This window comes from Arcicella sp. GW822-FHT02H01 (assembly GCF_058802005.1).
Map to the genome: position 1 here is coordinate 4,805,009 of NZ_JBXANT010000001.1, position 16,991 is coordinate 4,821,999.

Below are 16,991 nucleotides of genomic sequence, written 5' to 3' on the forward strand. Positions count from 1 at the left end.
GGGGCTGGGGGATGAGGTTGTTAACTGTTGATTATCAATTATTTATCAATTTGTAAGTAATCAGTAGGAATTAATTCCCTCGCTAGGAATAAAGACGTTTCTTTTTTTCTGCCCTTGTTGAAGTTTTCTCCAACAAGCTATGCGTCAGCAAAGTTACTAGTATAATTAAATCGCCTCCTCATTAGTATCATGATTAATCATCCAATCGATACCAAATTTATCTTTAAACATCCCAAAGTAAGAACCCCAAAAAGTATTCTGTAAAGGCATCGTTATTTTTCCACCCTCTGAAAGTGAACCAAACAATTTATCAGCTTCTTCTTTTGAGTCTGCATTAATAGAAATAGAGAAATTTGTACCCGCACTTACATCTCCCATCGTTGTAGATGAATCGCTACCCATTAAAATAGTCTTGCCAATGGGCAACGACATGTGCATGATTCGCTCGCCATCACTTGGTGACATTTGCTGATCCGACGGTGCGTCCTTAAATCTTCCTACATAGGGAAATTCACCGCCAAATGCCGATTTGTAAAAATTAAAAGCTTCTTCGCAGTTACCATTGAACATCAAATAAGGGTTAATTGCTGCCATGTTTGTTTTTGATTAAAATTTATTTTTCAAGTATTACTTTTAGATTTTTCAGTCCATCTTCTAAATCTTTGCCTATCAATGCTTCCATATCATAAAACAACATCATCAAATTCATAGGGTAGGACATGTGTCCTTCAAAAGTCCATGTAACTTTCGTTTGGTTTGCTCCCACAGCGTCAGTCGTGATGTGTGAAGGCGCTGTCGATTCAAAAGGTTCCATAAATCTTACCTCTGTATCTAATCTTTGTCCCTCTACAATTTTCAAAATTTCTTGCTCTCCTTGACCCACATCGGTACTATCACTTTTCCAAGCAGATACAAAGCCTACGGTGCCGTCAGTCCCTCGAAATTCTTTTTTCATCGCAGGATCCATCTTTGCCCATACGCTATAGTCGTTTTGGTTTTTCAAATATTTAACATAGTTAAATACCTCATTTTTAGGCTTGTTGATAGTGATTTCCCTTACTACTACATAATCTTTTTGAGTAAATAATGCAATCAGTAAGAGCGCAGCAATGATGATTACGACAACCAGCAGGATTTTTTTTGCAATTTTCATATTAGTTAAATTTTGAAGTTTAATGATAAAACAAATGTATGGTAATGCATTGATTTTCAAAGGGTAGAATGTGTCAATTTTAAGTTAAATTGCGTCAAAGTGCTTGAGCAACAGAAAATTAATGGTATTTAGGATATTTCTGGGATTAATTTAATGTCAATATTGTTCAGACCATGAGATAAGCGCATAAATATCACTTAATTTGCATAAGAATTATTCAATAAATTAATTATGACACAACCCACAGGAAAAATTTTTACACCCTATCAGATTTTCATGATAGCGGTTTTAGCCTTTATTCAATTTACGGTAATACTTGATTTCATGGTATTGTCGCCTCTAGGGGCTATTTTAATGCCCACTTTAAAAATCACTACTTCTCAATTTGGCTTTGTTGTGTCAGCTTATGCTTTTAGTGCTGGGGCTTCTGGTTTATTGGCAGCAGGTTTTGCCGACAAATTCGATAGGAAGAAATTCTTATTATTTTTCTATGTTGGTTTTATCATCGGCACAGCCCTTTGTGCGTCGGCAACGAGCTATAATTTCCTATTATTTGCCCGAATCTTCACAGGGATTTTTGGTGGCGTAATTGGCTCAGTAGGTTTTGCTATTATCTCTGATTTATTCAAACTTGAAGTACGAGGCAGGGTAATGGGCTTCGTACAAATGGCCTTTGCGGCAAGTCAGGTATTGGGTTTACCGATTGGACTTTTATTGGCGAATAGCTTCGACTGGCATGCCCCTTTTTGGATGATAGTAGGAGTGAGTGCGGTAGTAGGAGTAGTCATTTTTGTTAAAATGGAACCTGTTACTGAACATTTGAAAATACAAAGTGATTCAAATGCATTCCAACACCTTGCCAAAACCATTAGCGAACCTCACTATCTGAGGGCATTCCTTGGAACGATATTGCTTTCTACAGGGGGATTTATGCTAATGCCTTTTGGTAGTGCTTATGGTACTAACAATTTAGGCTTGAAATTATCAGAACTACCCATCATGTATGGTGTTACGGGTATATTCTCTATTTTCTTTGGCCCTATGATTGGTAAACTCAGTGATAAATTGGGCAAGTTCAATACTTTTTTGATAGGCTCTATCATCAGTATCATCATGGTAGGTATCTATACACAATTAGGCATTACGCCACTTTGGGTAATTATTGTATTGAACGTAATCCTTTTTACAGGGATTTCAGCGCGCATGATTTCATCTTCTGCCTTGATGACGGCCATTCCTTCGATGAAGGATAGAGGTGCTTTTATGAGCATCAACTCTTCGATTCAACAAATTTCGGGGGGTGTTGCCTCTTTTATCGCAGGGTTGATTGTTGTACAACAACCTAACGGTATTTTAGACCATTATGACACATTGGGCTATACCGTGATAGGCTCGATGGTCGTTGCGATTGGTTTGATTTATTGGGTAGACCAATACGTAAGACAACGCGAAGCGAGTAAGAAATTAGAAGATATGAAAGTGTAGATTGAGTTGATGAGTTTAAGGTTTAGTAGTTTAAGGTTTATGAGTTTAGCTACCAAATACGTTTATATTTATTCCTAGCGAGGGACTTAAGTCCCTCGCTAGGAATAAGGCTTAAAACCTCATCCGTATAGTTGAGACCTTCTGCCTTTGTTGGAGTTATCTCCATAACCGTCAGGCTAAGAGTTGATAATGTCTTTTGTGTAAGGTTTGTATAGTTTTGGCTGAATCTTTTTTTTCTCTTTTTTAGCTCTTATCCATAATTCTTCAAAAATACATTTCAACCATTTCTTCAGTCCTGACATTTGTTTTCGGAGATAGCCCCACAATACATTTAAGTTTTTTTTACAATTTTGTAAGCTTTCCATTCGCTAAGTTCAAAGTCTATCTTCTCTTCAATGAAATCATTAAAAAGGGTTTGAATATATCCACTTAATAGAATAGAGATTAGCTTTCCATAGAGGTAGCATTCAAATCGAGCAATGCTCATTTTTCCTATTTTATTAATTTCAAAAACACTCTTCCAAATTTTAAAAAGTAGCTCAATTTGCCATCTAAGCCTATAAAAAGGATATATCTGTTTTGTTTTCAGTAATTCCTGTGGTGCATTTGTGATAAAAATATTATAATACGCCAATTCCTTTTTGAAATCAGAGTTTTCATAGAGCCTTTTCTTATTTTTTGACTGGTATTTCTCTTTACTTTCATACTTCTTTAGACGTTTTTGAGCAATCTCTTCTGGTATTTTTTGTAAATGTAAACGCACTTTGAGTTTATCCTTAGCACTACCTAAATATACCTCTTTATCAAAATCATCTCCTTGTATTTGATTGAAAACATCAGCCCAATCTAATGCTACATATTCTCCTTGAATATCTTTGGTATAGAGACAGGTTCCTACTTTGTATCTACTAATAAAGAAGCCTCCTTTTTGAGCAATGCTTGTAAAATGAGCTAATTTGTAATAGCCTAAGTCCATTAGATGTAAATCGTTAGCAGAAACATCTATACCTTTTTGATTCAACCAATCGGTATCTGTTTCTCTCCCATTGCGAAAATCTAACTTAAGTATCTTACCACTTAATAAATCAAAATCGTGTTGGATTTTAATAACACTACCTGTGGTATCTCCCGCATTGCCTTGATAGTAAGTTGCTAAATCAGGAGGCAATTGAAAACTTGTAGCATCTCGTAAAATAATACGTTTAAACCCACTAGCAAAATGTTCTTTATTCCTTGAAGCTGACAAAATCGTTTCAAAAACCATTTCAAAGCACTTTCGCATAAGGCTAACTCCATGAATATTAAAACGCTCATCTAGAGATTGCTTAGTCAGTTTAACTCCAAAAATCTTAAATAATGCTGTCCCTAAATCATTTAGACTATCCATTTTACCATTATTGACCAAACAAGTATTCAATTGTAAAAACATCCAAGCACTTAAACGTGATGTACTTCTTTCTATAAATTTCACTTCCCTGCCTAATCGCTCAATACTTTCTGCTTCAAAAAAATTACATAAATCCCTGAAACAAGTTGATGATAAGTCTATATCATTGAAATCATGTTTTTTCATTCAGCAAAGATAATATTTTTTACTTAGCCTGACGGCTATGGAGTTATCTCCAACAAACTAGCGTCAGCAACACATTATGCTTATTGCTTACGCCCGATTTGTTGGTGAAAACACCAACAAAGGCAGACTAAGACCTTCAACTCATATACTTTAAACTCATAAACCCTAAATCATTCCCTTTGTATTCAAAAGCTCCTCTAAAGAATTACAAAAGGAAAACACCCTATGTACTTCTCTCGCAGGTTTCGCTTTAATTTCTTCAAAACTAAGCCATTTTACTTCTTGAATAATCTGCTCTTTTAATTCAGGGTCAAAGCCTTTTTCTACCTTCCCTTTTTCAAGATTGACTTTAAAGAATAACTCAATAGCATGAAGTGGCGTCTCTATAAATTCGCTGACAAACATAAAATGTTCTATGGAAACCTCCGTGAAAGTTTCCTCTAAAAACTCACGTTTTATCCCTTCTATCACATTTTCGCCATACTGTAATCCACCTCCAGGGGGGCACCAAAAAGCCGCATTTTCAATCACACCCTTATGGTTTATCATTAAAATCTTATCATCTTGCACACAAATACCGCATACTCTTACACGTAATTGTTCACCATACTGCGCCATCACTTGCTCATGAACTCTATCTATCATTGCTACTTAGGTTTGTTGAAAAGGGTTGTTTATAGTGGCTTTATTATGAATAATCGTCTTGATGTATTTAATACTTCCAGCATTAAATATCTGAATAAAACCTCGTTCAGTCAAATCTTGCTCCTGATTAATGCCAAATCTTTTGCTTTCCTGTACATCCAGCCAAAACTGTTGAGCATCCGTACTTTCCACTTTCTGAAAGCCCAAAGTCTCATAGCTTCTTCCATCCGACCAATCTCTATCGGCGTATGACATCACATCGTCTGGCTCATGTTCGTTAATAAAAGCATTTAGCAGTTTGTCCATTCCGCCCACTACATGATGTTTTTTGAGCGTAGCAAAGCGGAGCAATTCATAAGAACGAGTACCCGCCCGCTCACCATATTTCATAGCCCTTCCTGCACTAAACGTAGCAACTGCAATCAACAAAGGCTGATTTGGGTGTTGAATAATGGTTGGCTCAATGAATTTTTCAAGGTACTGAGCTTTCAGAAATAAGCCATATTTGAACTTCGACTTGACTGACCCCTGTAAATGGTTTGCATTTAAAAATACTTCTGCCGTTGGATTATCTATCCTTTCTACAAAGCAATGTCTTGCATTCAAGCGTTTTGAATGTCCACACATGGCCAATATTCTGGCACTTACTAAGTTTGGATTATCCTTCCAAACGTCTTCCCAAAGGTGGATAATTCTTTGGTGTTGGCTTTGTATATCTTCAGATAAATCTTTGAAGAACTCAAAGCTTAGTTCAGTCGTTTGAAAGGTCTGTAGTGAAATAAAATGGATGAATAATTGATGTTCAGTTAGGTAAATTACTTCAAAAGGAGAGGCTAATGTCTTTGTTTCAAAAGAAATCTGATGGTTATTCAATACATGATAAATGGCTTCTTTCCACACAAGACTATTGTTTTGAAGTGAGATATACTTTGTCAATCATTTCCTGATACTCCGATGCGGCTTCCGAAAAAACCGTAATTCCCCCACCACTTTTAAAGATAAGCGTTTGGTTAGCTGTTTTTTCGATAAAACGAATCATGACGGCACTATCTAAGTTTTCGCCATCAAAGATACCAAATACCCCTGTATAATACCCTCTTTGATAGTTTTCGGCTTCTTCGATAATGGCTAATGTTTGGGCTTTAGGCGCACCACAGATTGACCCCGCAGGTAATAATTTGAATAATAAAGTCCCGATTTGCTCATGAAAGTTGTCAGGCAATTTTCCACAAATTTCAGAACTTACTTGTAATAAATCTCCCTCTGAAGTTTGTACTTTACTAATATACCGAAAGCGTTCTACCCATACTTTTTCTGCCACCATACTGATATCATTTCTGATTAAATCTACAATAGTGGCGTGTTCTGCAAGTTCCTTTTTGTTTTTCAATATCTCTGCTTCAGCATTTGGAACATTCGCAGAAATTGTACCTTTCATAGGATGAGATGAAATGATGCCGTCCTTTATTTTTACAAAGATTTCTGGAGAAAAAAGCACAAATTCATCCTTGAAAAACAATTGATATTCGGCTGAACTACGTTCAAAAATTTCTTTCAAATTCAAATTTACTTTGATAGGAGTGGGCTTGGTCAGGTTTACCAGAAAGCTGTTGCCTCGTAACAAATGATGTTTTACGATGTCAAACGACTGTTGATAGGCTTGAAAACTAATCGGATATTTTTCTAAATAGAAAGGCTTCTCAAGCAAAGGTTTGTCAACATTGAAATTACGTTTCGTGCCGATTTTATACAAAATGTCTTCTTTTTCAGCTTCCTCAAGGGGCAACACAATCGGCTTTTTCATCTCATAATCGATGATGAAAAGAAAAGGTTTGCGGTCACGACCCAACAAATTCATTTGTTCAATGGCGATAGTTGCCTGATTGGGAAGTATTTGAGATTTGAAAGACAATGGAGGTTGAAATAAATAAACTATGGGTTAATGTATGTTAGAATATTTCTATTAGGGGGTGACTTAAGTCACCCCCTAATAGAAATATTAACTCAACTAAACCGTGGTCTGTGGCACACAGAACACAAAGTTAAATGTTGTTATTGATGGTTTTATCAATCAAAATAGTCAAATATTGTGGTCTGTGGCACACAGACCACGGTTAATGGATTACCCACAAGTTGATAAACAATTGATAATCAACTTATAATGACCTCATCCCCCAGCCCCTTCTCCTTCAGAGAAGGGGAGCAGACTCTGGGTCTTAAAGCTCCCCTCTCTGAAGGAGAGGGGCTGGGGGTGAGGTTATTACACTTTGATTATCAGCTAATTATATACTTATGGGTAATCAGTAGGACTTAAGTCACCAGCTAATAGAAAATATTAACTAAACCGTGGTCTGTGGCACACAGAACACAAAGCAAATGTTCATATCGATGATTTTATAAACTAACATACTCAAGTATTGTGTTCTGTGTGCCACAGACCACGGTTTAGGTTTAACCTCTGTAAATAAAACAATCAAAAAGACCTAAAAAGTTTATAAACCTTTTAGGTCTTGGAGATTAATATCTGTCAAACATTACTTTAAATCATTGATTTCCTGTTCAGAAAGACCTGTAGCCTGAATAATTGTTTCGATTGAAATTCCTAAAGAAAGCATGTTACGAGCTACTTCTAGCTTACCTTCTAAAATCCCTTTCAGCATCCCTTCGATTTCTCCTTCCTCTCTGGCAGTATCCAATGAGTTCTTTAAATCTCTGTAATACTTCAAGCTATCTTCATAAGATAATACTTGCTCTTGGGTAAACTTAGCTATTTCTGCGGTTTCAAATACTTTCTCAAAAATTTGTTCTCGCAAACTATCTGGGACTCTATCTAGCTTATTTAGGTTGCTAATTACATACAACCATTTATCGAATCTCGTCTCTAATTCATCAATTGTTTTCTTGAACTTAGGCATTTCTAAGTAGATGAAAGTCAGTTTGTCATAAAATACTTTATTTGTTTCTGTGTCTTTCAACTTTACATCATACCTAAATTTATTGGGTTCATTTTTATCTGCATCGAAAACAAAATCAAGAATGGCAATGGTATAAACAGCCTTTAATTCATAATTCCAATCTGCTCGTTTGGCTTGCTCACGTATCGGAAAAGTTGAATAGTAAACTGTTCTATCTTTAAAGAAATTCTGTTTAGTCTTTTGTAACTCCACGATAAATTTCTCTCCACGTTCATTTTCACAATACAAATCAAAAATGGCTTTTCTATCTAATTCTGTCAAACCAAGATTTTCCGTTTTTAGATAGTTTAACGCTGTAATTTGTCCTTGCTCTTCTTTTAATAATTCGTTCAGAAAATCCAATAACAAGTCTTTGTTTAGCTCCTCGCCAAACAATTTCTTGAAACCGTAGTCGGTAAAAGGATTAATATATTTCTCTACAAATTCTGCCATTTGTGTGTAATTTAAAACATCTGGTTTAAATAAACGACAAATTTATGGGGTAATTTTCTGATAATTAACGAGTTACTTAAGTGACTGTTTGCTTAAACAGCAAGGGTTTTTCTCACAGGTCTTTTATCTTATTTAATTACTAATCATTTTCAAGAAATAGAAGAAAAGCTCATCACTCAATGCTTAAAGCTTATACCTAAACAGCACTTCTCCCTTTCTCAATAGCCTTCGCTAATCCTGATACATCAGAACCACCAGCTGTTGCAAAGAATGGCTGCCCACCGCCACCACCTTTTACTTCTTTAGCCATATCACGGATGATTTGCCCAGCGTTTAGTCCTTTATCAGCTACTAAATTATCAGCAATCATGACTGCTAGTTGTGGCTTGCCTGCTACTTCCGACCCTAATACGCAATACAAATTATCCACCTTCGCTTTTAATTCATACGCTAATTGCTTCAAGGCATCGGCACTTGGTACTGAAATCACCTCAGCAATGACATTTACTTCGCCAACCACTTGTACTTTCGTCAACAAAGTTTCTTTGATAGCCTGTAACTTTTCACCTTCAAAGGCTTCTATCTTTTTACTTAAAACAGCTTTCTCTTCCAACAAAGCTTTCACGGCTTTTATTACGTCTGATTGACCTTTGAATAAACCTTTCAATTCATTCACAATCGCCAATTGTTCTTCAAACATTGCCAAGGCATTTTGACCTGTATAGGCTTCTACACGACGAACACCTGCTGAAACAGAACTCTCTGCCACAAATTTAAATAAACCGATTTGCCCAGTTGCTGGCACGTGTGTACCACCACAAAGTTCTACCGAGAAATTAGGGTCAAACGTAATGACACGGACAAAATCGCCGTACTTTTCTCCAAATGTAGCCGTTGCTCCTGCGGCAACTGCTTCTTTGATAGGTACATTGCGTTTTTCATCCAAAGCGATGTTCGCTCTGATTTTAGCATTGACGATGTCCTCAATTTTCGTCAATTCTTCGTCGGTCACTTTCGAGAAGTGCGAGAAGTCGAAACGAGTAAGGTCTTCGTTTTGATATGATCCTTTTTGTGAAATATGCGAACCTAATACCTCGCGCATGGCCGAAAGCATCAAGTGCGTAGCCGTATGGTTTGAAGTAATTTTACTTCTACGAGCCGTATCAATTTTGGCTACTAATTTTTTACCAGTAGCATATTGTTCAACAAATTTCTCGAAGTTTTTATCCGTAGAAATATGAATAAACAAATCGTTTTCCTTTTTAGTATCCGAAATCTTGATAGACAAATCTCCCAACTCCAACACTCCCGAATCTCCCACTTGTCCACCCATTTCTGCATAGAAAGGCGTTTTATCTAACACGATATGGTATTCGCTTCCTGCTTTGGTTTTTACTTTACGGTATTTGATAAGGTTTGCCGATGCTTCTGTTTCGTCATAACCTACAAATTCAAAGTCAAAATCTTCGTCTGAAACAATCGTCCAGTCGGTAGCTTCTTTAGATGAATCCTTACGAGAACGGTCTTTTTGGGCTTGTAGGGCTATTTTATAGCCTTCTTCGTCGATTGATAAACCATTTTCACGCGCAATCAAGGCAGTTAAATCAGAAGGAAAACCGAAGGTATCGTTTAATTCAAATACGATTTCTCCTGCAATTCTTCCGTTTTTCTCTGTTTCAGCAATGATTTTATCCAATCTTGTCAAACCTGTTTCCAAAGTACGCAAGAAAGAATTTTCTTCTTCTAAAATTACTCTTTCTACAAATTCTTGTTGAGCGATTAATTCAGGGAAGACGCCATCAAATTGTTCCGCCAACAATGGAATAATGCTGTGCATAAATGGCTCACGGAAACCTAAATAAGTATAACCATAACGAACCGCACGACGCAAGATTCTACGGATTACATAACCCGCTTTGTTGTTTGAAGGCAACTGTCCGTCCGCAATCGCAAAAGCAATCGCACGGATATGGTCAGCAATTACTCTTAGTGCAATATCTTCCCATTTGCCCTGACCGTATTTTTTACCCGCTTTTGCCGCTACAAAATTGATGGTATTCGAGAACACATCTGTATCATAATTCGATTGTTTGCCTTGAATCGCCATACACAAACGCTCGAAGCCCATGCCTGTATCTACGTGTTTGGCAGGCAACGAAACCAAAGAACCATCCGCCATGCGTTCAAACTGCATGAATACGTTGTTCCAGATTTCAACCACTTGTGGGTGGTCGGCATTGACTAATTCTTTTCCAGAAATTTTGGCTACTTCGTCCGCATCACGTAAGTCGATGTGGATTTCAGAACATGGTCCACATGGACCAGTATCGCCCATTTCCCAGAAGTTATCTTTTTTATTTCCTAAGATAATACGGTCTTCGCCCACCATTGATGCCCAAATGTCCCACGCTTCTTGGTCGAAAGGCACGCCGTCTTTTTCGTCACCTTGAAACACAGAAACGTAAATTCTATCTTTTGGCAATTTGAAAACCTCTGTCAATAATTCCCAAGACCACGCCAAGGCTTCTTTCTTGAAATAATCCCCAAACGACCAGTTTCCCAACATTTCAAACATGGTGTGGTGATAGGTATCAAACCCAACATCTTCTAAATCATTGTGTTTACCAGACACACGCAAACATTTTTGTGTATCGGCAATACGCTTTGACGGAGGCGTACCATTACCCAAGAAAAAGTCTTTGAACTGAGCCATCCCTGAGTTGTTAAACATCAAGGTAGGGTCGTTTTTGGCAACAAGAGGAGCTGAAGGAACAATTAAGTGACCTTTAGATTGAAAGAAGTCTAAAAACTGTTTGCGTATTTCTTTGGAAGTCATTATAAAATCGGAATTTGGTTTGTCCGAAGTAATGCTTCAGACAGTCTCTTTTAAATTAACCGCAAAATTAGTGAATAGTCTTGGAGAATGTTAGTAATTCAAGAGAAAATGAAATGATATGGAAAAAATGATGGTTTTTTAGGGGCTTGAATTGCTCAAAGGCTATGATTTTACTTTTCACAGAATGATTTAACCGATGGTAAAAATAGGTAGATGTTGCTAATAGTAGGAAGCATTGGCTGAATAAAATCATGATAAAGGATGATATAAGGGTGTCTGAACTTATGATTAAGTTACCTGTTTTTCGAGAGATATACAAGGTTTTTTATTGATTTTTTGCCATTAATTTGTATGCGTATAATATAAGCGTTAGGGGATTTAGGGCTAATTTTTAATAAAAGAATCTTTAGGCGATGAGATTGTTAAGCGCTAATCCTTCCATGAGCGGGTGACTTAAGTCCTATTGATTAGCCATAAGTGCATAAGTAATTGATAATCAATGAATAAAACCTCATCCCCCAGCCCCTTCTCCTTCAGAGAAGGGGAGCAGATTATCAAGCTTAAAGCTCCCCTCTCTGAAGGAGAGGGGTTGGGGGTGAGGTTGATGTATTTTGTTACAATTACTCATGGCATGACTTTGCCAATTCTAAGGTTTTTGACAAATATTTGGCTGTCATGCCATGAGTTTTCACACAAATATTTTTCCTATCGTTTATTCAGGATACGACTTGGTTAGACTTATGGTTTTTACCAAGTATTTTATAGTCATGTCTTGAATTTTAAAGCACTTTATTACAAGAAAACACGTTTCTAACCTATTTTTTTTGCTTTGGTATTTGCTCCTGCAGTGCTGTGGTAAAAAATGCTACAGCACTGCAGGAGCAAATACCAAAGCACTGCAGAAGCAAAGCTAGTATAATAAAACAATAGAAAACTATTAAACCTTAAAAACAATAACAACAACAATAATAAAGAAAATTGATGTTGTTGATTTTTTTATTGATTGATGATAATGATTTTTTTACTGTAAAAATCTTCTAAAAAATAAGGCAAGAGTGTTTTGTTTTTTAAGAAAAAATCGCTATTTTTATATAAGTTTTACAAACTGGTGCCCCCCGAGTTTTTGCTAAAATTTACATTGTTTTTTAAGCTGAACAAATTAACTACACCCTACAAAAATGAAAAAATATATTGCCAATATTATTTTGATATTTGCCTGCCTGATTCTCCCATCTTATCTTGTTTTTATTAGAAAATACTTGAACGTCAAGTCGTTGCATGGTGTTTTTTCTTTATGTGCTGAAGTCGTTAAAGGACAATTGGCTGTTTATCAACGCCTGATTCTTTCCGTGAAATCTCAGTTGCTGCTATATGTTAGCCCTAGCGTTATTGAAAATAAAAGGCCGCCTAATCATTGCCTTCAATTCATGCATGACCAAGACGAGTTACCGCCGTAGGGGCATATCCAAAGTGTTTTTTGAAGGCAAAGGAGAAATGAGATAAGTTTTCAAACCCTACTTCAAGGTATAAGTCAACAGGGTTTTTCTTCTTTTCACTCAGCAGATAATGGGCTAGTGCTAATCGTTTTTGGGTAAGCCATTTTTGTGGAGTCGTATTGTAGGTCTTTTTAAAGTCACGCTTGAACGTCGTAAGACTTCGTCCTGTCAGGTAGCCGAATTTTGCCATCGTCATATTAAACATGAAGTTTTTCTCCATGTAATCCGACAAGTTGATTTTGCCCGGTTCTTCAAAATTGGCGAGTAGGGTATCAATGCCAACGTCAATAGTCCGCAGAATAGTGATGGCCTCCTCAATTTTAATGTTGGCAATATTGTGAGGTAGGGCATCTTTTAAATCAAAATAGGGAATTAATGATGCAAGGCAACTTTCTAACAAAGGGTGTTTATTGAAACTCCGAACGTTTTGTGGCTTTGGCAGATGGTTAGTAAAAGGCTTGTTTTTATGATAAAAGTCCTTGAGCCTTTCTTTGGTTAAATGCATGGCAACGGCTTTGTGTGGTTGCCCATTTAATGGATAATTGATAATCGTAGTGGGCTGATTGCGTGGGATTAAAAAGATGTCACCAGCCCCAAAGTAATGCGTACTATCGGCCTGTACAATCTTGGTTTCGCCAGAAATAAACCATATCAGCATGTGGTGTTCAAAAACAGTTTCCGTTTTGAAAGTACCTTCACCGAATAATGAAAGCTTGATGTCTGGGGTCAGGTAATGTGTTTGAAATGCCATGTTTGTTGCAATTTTATAAAATACCATATCAGCCAAAAAAACTTTTGGCTGATATGGTATCACCGAAATCAAATGTTCATTAATGCTCAAAAACTACCCCTGTCATTGTCTCACTTAAAGCCCACAATCTTTGTGCATCAGCGGTATCGATTGAATAGGGCTTTACGCCATGAAGGGTAAGAGGGTCGCCAAAGTTGTGTTCAATATTGCCATCGTCAATGACTGCAATGTCGCAATTTTCGCAATATAATCCGCCGATATTGTTTAAAAAAGGACTCGTAGCACACCATATTGTAGTGGCTGCACCTTGCTCAGTATTTTTTAGTTTTGCCGCAACAGCTTCAAAGATGTTTCCGTCGGCATCGTGTGTGCCCATTTGCTGAAACAATTCCATCGGAGCTACTCGACCTAAATCTGTACCAATGACAGACCCGGGATGCACGGCAAAAGAATGAATATTGAATTGCTCGCCCAGTTGGTCAAGCCCAACGGTAAACAGGTTATTGGCCGTTTTAGATTGTCCGTAGCCTTGTAATGTTTCGTATTCACGGTGTTGGAAATTAGGGTCGTCAAAATTGAAAGGAGCCATTTGATGTCCGTAAGAGGACACATTAATCACCCTAGCGCCGTCGGCTTTTTTTAAGGCAGACCAAAGCCTTGCCGTCAACTGAAAATGCCCTAAATGATTGGTAGCTAGCTGTGATTCATACCCGTGACTATCGCGTTGCAAAGGAACCCACATGATACCCGCATTATTAATAAGTAAATGAAGCGGTCTGCCCGAAGCAATGAATTCTTTCGCAAATAAATCAATTGAGTCGGGGTTCATTAAATCCATGGTTGCTACTTCAACATGGGCGATATGCTCCAGATTTTTGAGGGCTTTTGCCTTATCACGAGCAGGTACAATTACGGTTGCTCCTGCGGATACCAAGGTTTTGGTCGTTTCCAGACCAATGCCTGCATAGCCACCCGTAACGATGGCAATTTTTCCTGTAAGGTCTATTCCTTTGATAACGTCGTGTGTGGTAGATGTTGCATTAAAGCCCGAGCCTATCGGTTTTTGTAATGTTGTCTGATTGTCTAGTCTCATTTTTTTGTTGTTTGATTGATGCAAAATTAGCCATTGCTGAACCAGACAACTTTGTTTTAAAGACCGTATTTGCTTTGTTTTAAGGACCATTTGTTTGTGGGCGTATGCAATACGCCCCTACGTTTTTAAACTGTGGTTTGTGGCATACAGAACATGGTACAGAGATTTGCTGACGCTTGATTTGTTGGTCTACAACCGTGGTCTGTGGCACACAGAACGCAAAGGTAAATGTTCATATTTTCGCCGTTTCGCCGTTGTTGGTGTTTTTCACCAACAACATAAGCGTCAGCAACTTGTCAACTTAATAGTTTGATTTTATTATTTTTTTGGAGTGTTGCTGACGCTTGATTTGTTGGTGAAAACACCAACAAAGGCAGTCAACCGTGGTCTGTGGCACACAGACCACGGTGGTGGAATTGCTCAACTGATGGCATGACTTCAAGTCATGCCATCAGTAATCAGCGTACCCAAACCCACACTTCTCAAATATAAATAAATCAATAAAATCTTGTTTTATATAAGTTTGTAACTGTACTTTTACGCCCAATGTCGATTGTAGAAATCTTAACAACATTCGATTCATTGAAAAAAGCCTAACCAACTCTTCGTTGAGCGTACACACAAACCCTTATTTTATCTTTGGAAAATAGCGTATTAACAGATAACGAGCTCATTGATTTAATTAGAAATGATGATTCCTCCGCATTCGAGGTATTGTATCGTAGATATTGGCAAAAGCTATTTGTTACCGCCCTCAACAAAACACAGGATGATGATTTGTCTAAAGAAATTGTACAGGAAATTTTTGTAGACTTATGGGAACGCAGGGCTAGTCTTCAGATTACGAATGTGCCAGCCTATCTGCAAACCGCTACCAGATTTAAAGTAATATCGGCTTATAAAGCAGAATTACAAACCCAAATTGAGTTTTTAGAAATACCCACCAACCAAAGCACCAGCGACCAGCTCGACCTTGAAGATTTTGAAAGAGCCTTGTCCGCAGCGGTGCAATTACTGCCCGAAAAAACCCGAGATATCTTTGTATTGAACCGTTTAGAAAACAGAACGGTGAAAGAAATTGCTGTTACGCTCCAAATCCCTGAGCGTACTATCGAATACCATATTACCCAGTCGCTACGCTTTTTACGCTTGCACCTGCAAGACTTCTTCCTTTCGCAGGGTATCTGCATCCTCCAATTTTTATTGTACTATAAAAAGAACTTTTTTAATTAATGTGCCTTTTTATATAAATATTAGTAGAAAATGAATATTTAATTGCGGTTAAGTACCATTTTCCTGACTTATATATAGAAGCCTCCTTCAAATGATGAAGTGAGAAAATATTCCTTACAAACAGATGAGCAAAATCCAATTTAAAGAAATCTTAGAAAGATACCTCAGCGGTACTTGTAGTGCTCAAGAGAAAAAGATTGTTGAGCAGTGGTATGAACTGCTGGATGAGGATTATAGAGTCCTTTTTCCAAATATGGATATGGCTTCGTTGGAAGAGGTGATTTGGGAGAAAATAAAACCACAAATGGCTGAACAAGCTCCTGTGGTAGTAGTACGCAAAGTGTGGTATCAGTCACCTGTAAAATGGGCTTGGGCTGCTTCGTTAGTTTTGCTCGTGGGCATCGGTGCTTGGGTGTTGTTACAGTCGCCTATCATTTCGCCTACAGATGCCCTGACGTCCTCAGCAACTTTGCCAAAGGCGGGCTTAGTACACGTTGATAACAAAGGGCAAACCCAAAAATTAGTGAAGCTACCCGACGGCACGATTGTGAAATTGAACGCAGGGGCATCTATTGAATATCCTAAACAATGGGCAAGCGACAAAAGAGAGCTTTTCCTGACAGGCACAGCATTTTTTGAAGTAGTGCGAAATCCAGAACAGCCGTTTTTGGTATATGCCAATGATATCGTAACGAAAGTATTAGGTACTAGCTTTTGGATAAATGCACAGTCGCCCGACAAAAAGGTAGAAATAGCAGTGGTAACGGGCAAGGTTTCAGTATTTAAACGTGACTCAAAGGCGGATTATATTTCAGCCAATACCAAGAGTGGCGTAATCTTGACGCCTAACCAACAAGTAGATTATTTCCCTGAAAATCAGGTATTTGTTACCAGAATTGTAAAAGAGCCAGTATTGATATTACCAGATATACACCATAAGCAAGTAGCGATTACACTGCCCACTTTTGTGTATGACGAACAGTCGGTAGCAACTGTCTTGGATGAAATCGGCAAAGCATACGGCATTGAGATTATCCTAGAAAACGAGCAAATTAATAATTGCCCTATTACTGCCGACCTGTCGCAGAGTAGCCTTTATACCAAATTAGATATTATTTGTGCCACCCTCAAAGCGAGTTATGAGATACGTGGAACGAAGATTCTGATTAGTGGGAAAGGGTGTTAAAGCAGAATACTTAACCATTTAAATATACATATAGTGAATATCACCTTTCATAAAGTAGATGTCAAATTGATTGTGAAGGTCTGAAGTAGTAAAGACTTTGGACAAAAAAAGGCTACCCGTGCGCCAACACTGA

At 37.6% G+C, this 16,991-nt stretch carries 15 protein-coding genes; 5 read left to right on the forward strand and 10 right to left on the reverse strand.

Annotation, left to right across the window (positions count from 1 at the left end):
* Window positions 1–165 precede the first annotated feature (165 nt).
* On the reverse strand, window positions 166–594 hold the full coding sequence (locus tag AC1RNE_RS20075; RefSeq protein WP_492803453.1) for a VOC family protein: 429 nt from the start codon (window positions 592–594) through the stop codon (window positions 166–168).
* A gap of 19 nt (window positions 595–613) precedes the next feature.
* Window positions 614–1,153 (reverse strand): SRPBCC family protein, encoded by a 540-nt coding sequence (locus tag AC1RNE_RS20080; protein WP_492803454.1) that lies wholly within the window; start codon window positions 1,151–1,153, stop codon window positions 614–616.
* 231 nt (window positions 1,154–1,384) lie between these two features.
* On the opposite strand from AC1RNE_RS20080, the gene AC1RNE_RS20085 reads away from it, so the two are divergent.
* On the forward strand, window positions 1,385–2,638 hold the full coding sequence (locus AC1RNE_RS20085) for an MFS transporter (protein WP_492803456.1): 1,254 nt from the start codon (window positions 1,385–1,387) through the stop codon (window positions 2,636–2,638).
* A gap of 331 nt (window positions 2,639–2,969) precedes the next feature.
* Here AC1RNE_RS20085 and AC1RNE_RS20090 read toward each other — a convergent pair whose 3' ends face one another.
* The 6 genes from AC1RNE_RS20090 to alaS all read right to left on the reverse strand — a co-directional run bounded on the left by AC1RNE_RS20090 (window position 2,970) and on the right by alaS (window position 11,099).
* A complete protein-coding gene (locus AC1RNE_RS20090) occupies window positions 2,970–4,211 on the reverse strand; it encodes an IS4 family transposase (protein ID WP_492800012.1) in 1,242 nt (413 codons plus the stop codon).
* A 165-nt stretch (window positions 4,212–4,376) separates the two neighbouring features.
* Complete coding sequence (locus AC1RNE_RS20095) at window positions 4,377–4,856, reverse strand: NUDIX hydrolase (protein ID WP_323254087.1); 480 nt, start codon at window positions 4,854–4,856, stop codon at window positions 4,377–4,379.
* Between the two features lie 6 nt (window positions 4,857–4,862).
* Complete coding sequence (locus tag AC1RNE_RS20100) at window positions 4,863–5,756, reverse strand: hypothetical protein (protein ID WP_492803458.1); 894 nt, start codon at window positions 5,754–5,756, stop codon at window positions 4,863–4,865.
* Between the two features lie 4 nt (window positions 5,757–5,760).
* Window positions 5,761–6,768: an aminodeoxychorismate synthase component I gene (locus tag AC1RNE_RS20105; protein WP_492803460.1), complete on the reverse strand. Its 1,008-nt coding sequence runs from the start codon at window positions 6,766–6,768 to the stop codon at window positions 5,761–5,763.
* Between the two features lie 622 nt (window positions 6,769–7,390).
* Window positions 7,391–8,263, reverse strand: a complete 873-nt coding sequence (locus tag AC1RNE_RS20110; protein ID WP_492803462.1) for an Rpn family recombination-promoting nuclease/putative transposase — start codon at window positions 8,261–8,263, stop codon at window positions 7,391–7,393.
* Window positions 8,264–8,459: 196 nt separating this feature from the next.
* Window positions 8,460–11,099, reverse strand: coding sequence for an alanine--tRNA ligase (gene alaS / locus AC1RNE_RS20115; RefSeq protein ID WP_492803464.1), 2,640 nt, complete (start codon window positions 11,097–11,099; stop codon window positions 8,460–8,462).
* Window positions 11,100–12,277: 1,178 nt separating this feature from the next.
* Here alaS and AC1RNE_RS20120 point away from each other — a divergent pair.
* Window positions 12,278–12,556: a hypothetical protein gene (locus AC1RNE_RS20120; RefSeq protein ID WP_492803466.1), complete on the forward strand. Its 279-nt coding sequence runs from the start codon at window positions 12,278–12,280 to the stop codon at window positions 12,554–12,556.
* Here the strand turns inward: AC1RNE_RS20120 and AC1RNE_RS20125 are convergent.
* On the reverse strand, window positions 12,525–13,346 hold the full coding sequence (locus tag AC1RNE_RS20125; RefSeq protein WP_492803468.1) for an AraC family transcriptional regulator: 822 nt from the start codon (window positions 13,344–13,346) through the stop codon (window positions 12,525–12,527). The two genes, AC1RNE_RS20120 and AC1RNE_RS20125, sit on opposite strands and share 32 nt — an antisense overlap.
* A 79-nt stretch (window positions 13,347–13,425) precedes the next feature.
* Entirely contained in the window at window positions 13,426–14,439 is a 1,014-nt protein-coding gene (locus tag AC1RNE_RS20130; protein WP_492803470.1) for an SDR family NAD(P)-dependent oxidoreductase, read from the reverse strand.
* Between the two features lie 139 nt (window positions 14,440–14,578).
* Here AC1RNE_RS20130 and AC1RNE_RS20135 point away from each other — a divergent pair, with 139 nt between their 5' ends.
* The 3 genes from AC1RNE_RS20135 to AC1RNE_RS20145 all read left to right on the forward strand — a co-directional run bounded on the left by AC1RNE_RS20135 (window position 14,579) and on the right by AC1RNE_RS20145 (window position 16,858).
* Window positions 14,579–14,752 carry a hypothetical protein gene (locus AC1RNE_RS20135; RefSeq protein WP_492803472.1) on the forward strand — a complete coding sequence of 58 codons (174 nt, stop codon included), beginning with the start codon at window positions 14,579–14,581 and terminating at the stop codon, window positions 14,750–14,752.
* 326 nt (window positions 14,753–15,078) lie between these two features.
* Entirely contained in the window at window positions 15,079–15,672 is a 594-nt protein-coding gene (locus tag AC1RNE_RS20140; RefSeq protein WP_492803473.1) for an RNA polymerase sigma factor, read from the forward strand.
* A gap of 124 nt (window positions 15,673–15,796) precedes the next feature.
* A complete protein-coding gene (locus AC1RNE_RS20145; protein WP_492803475.1) occupies window positions 15,797–16,858 on the forward strand; it encodes a FecR family protein in 1,062 nt (353 codons plus the stop codon).
* The last annotated feature ends 133 nt before the right edge of the window (window positions 16,859–16,991 follow it).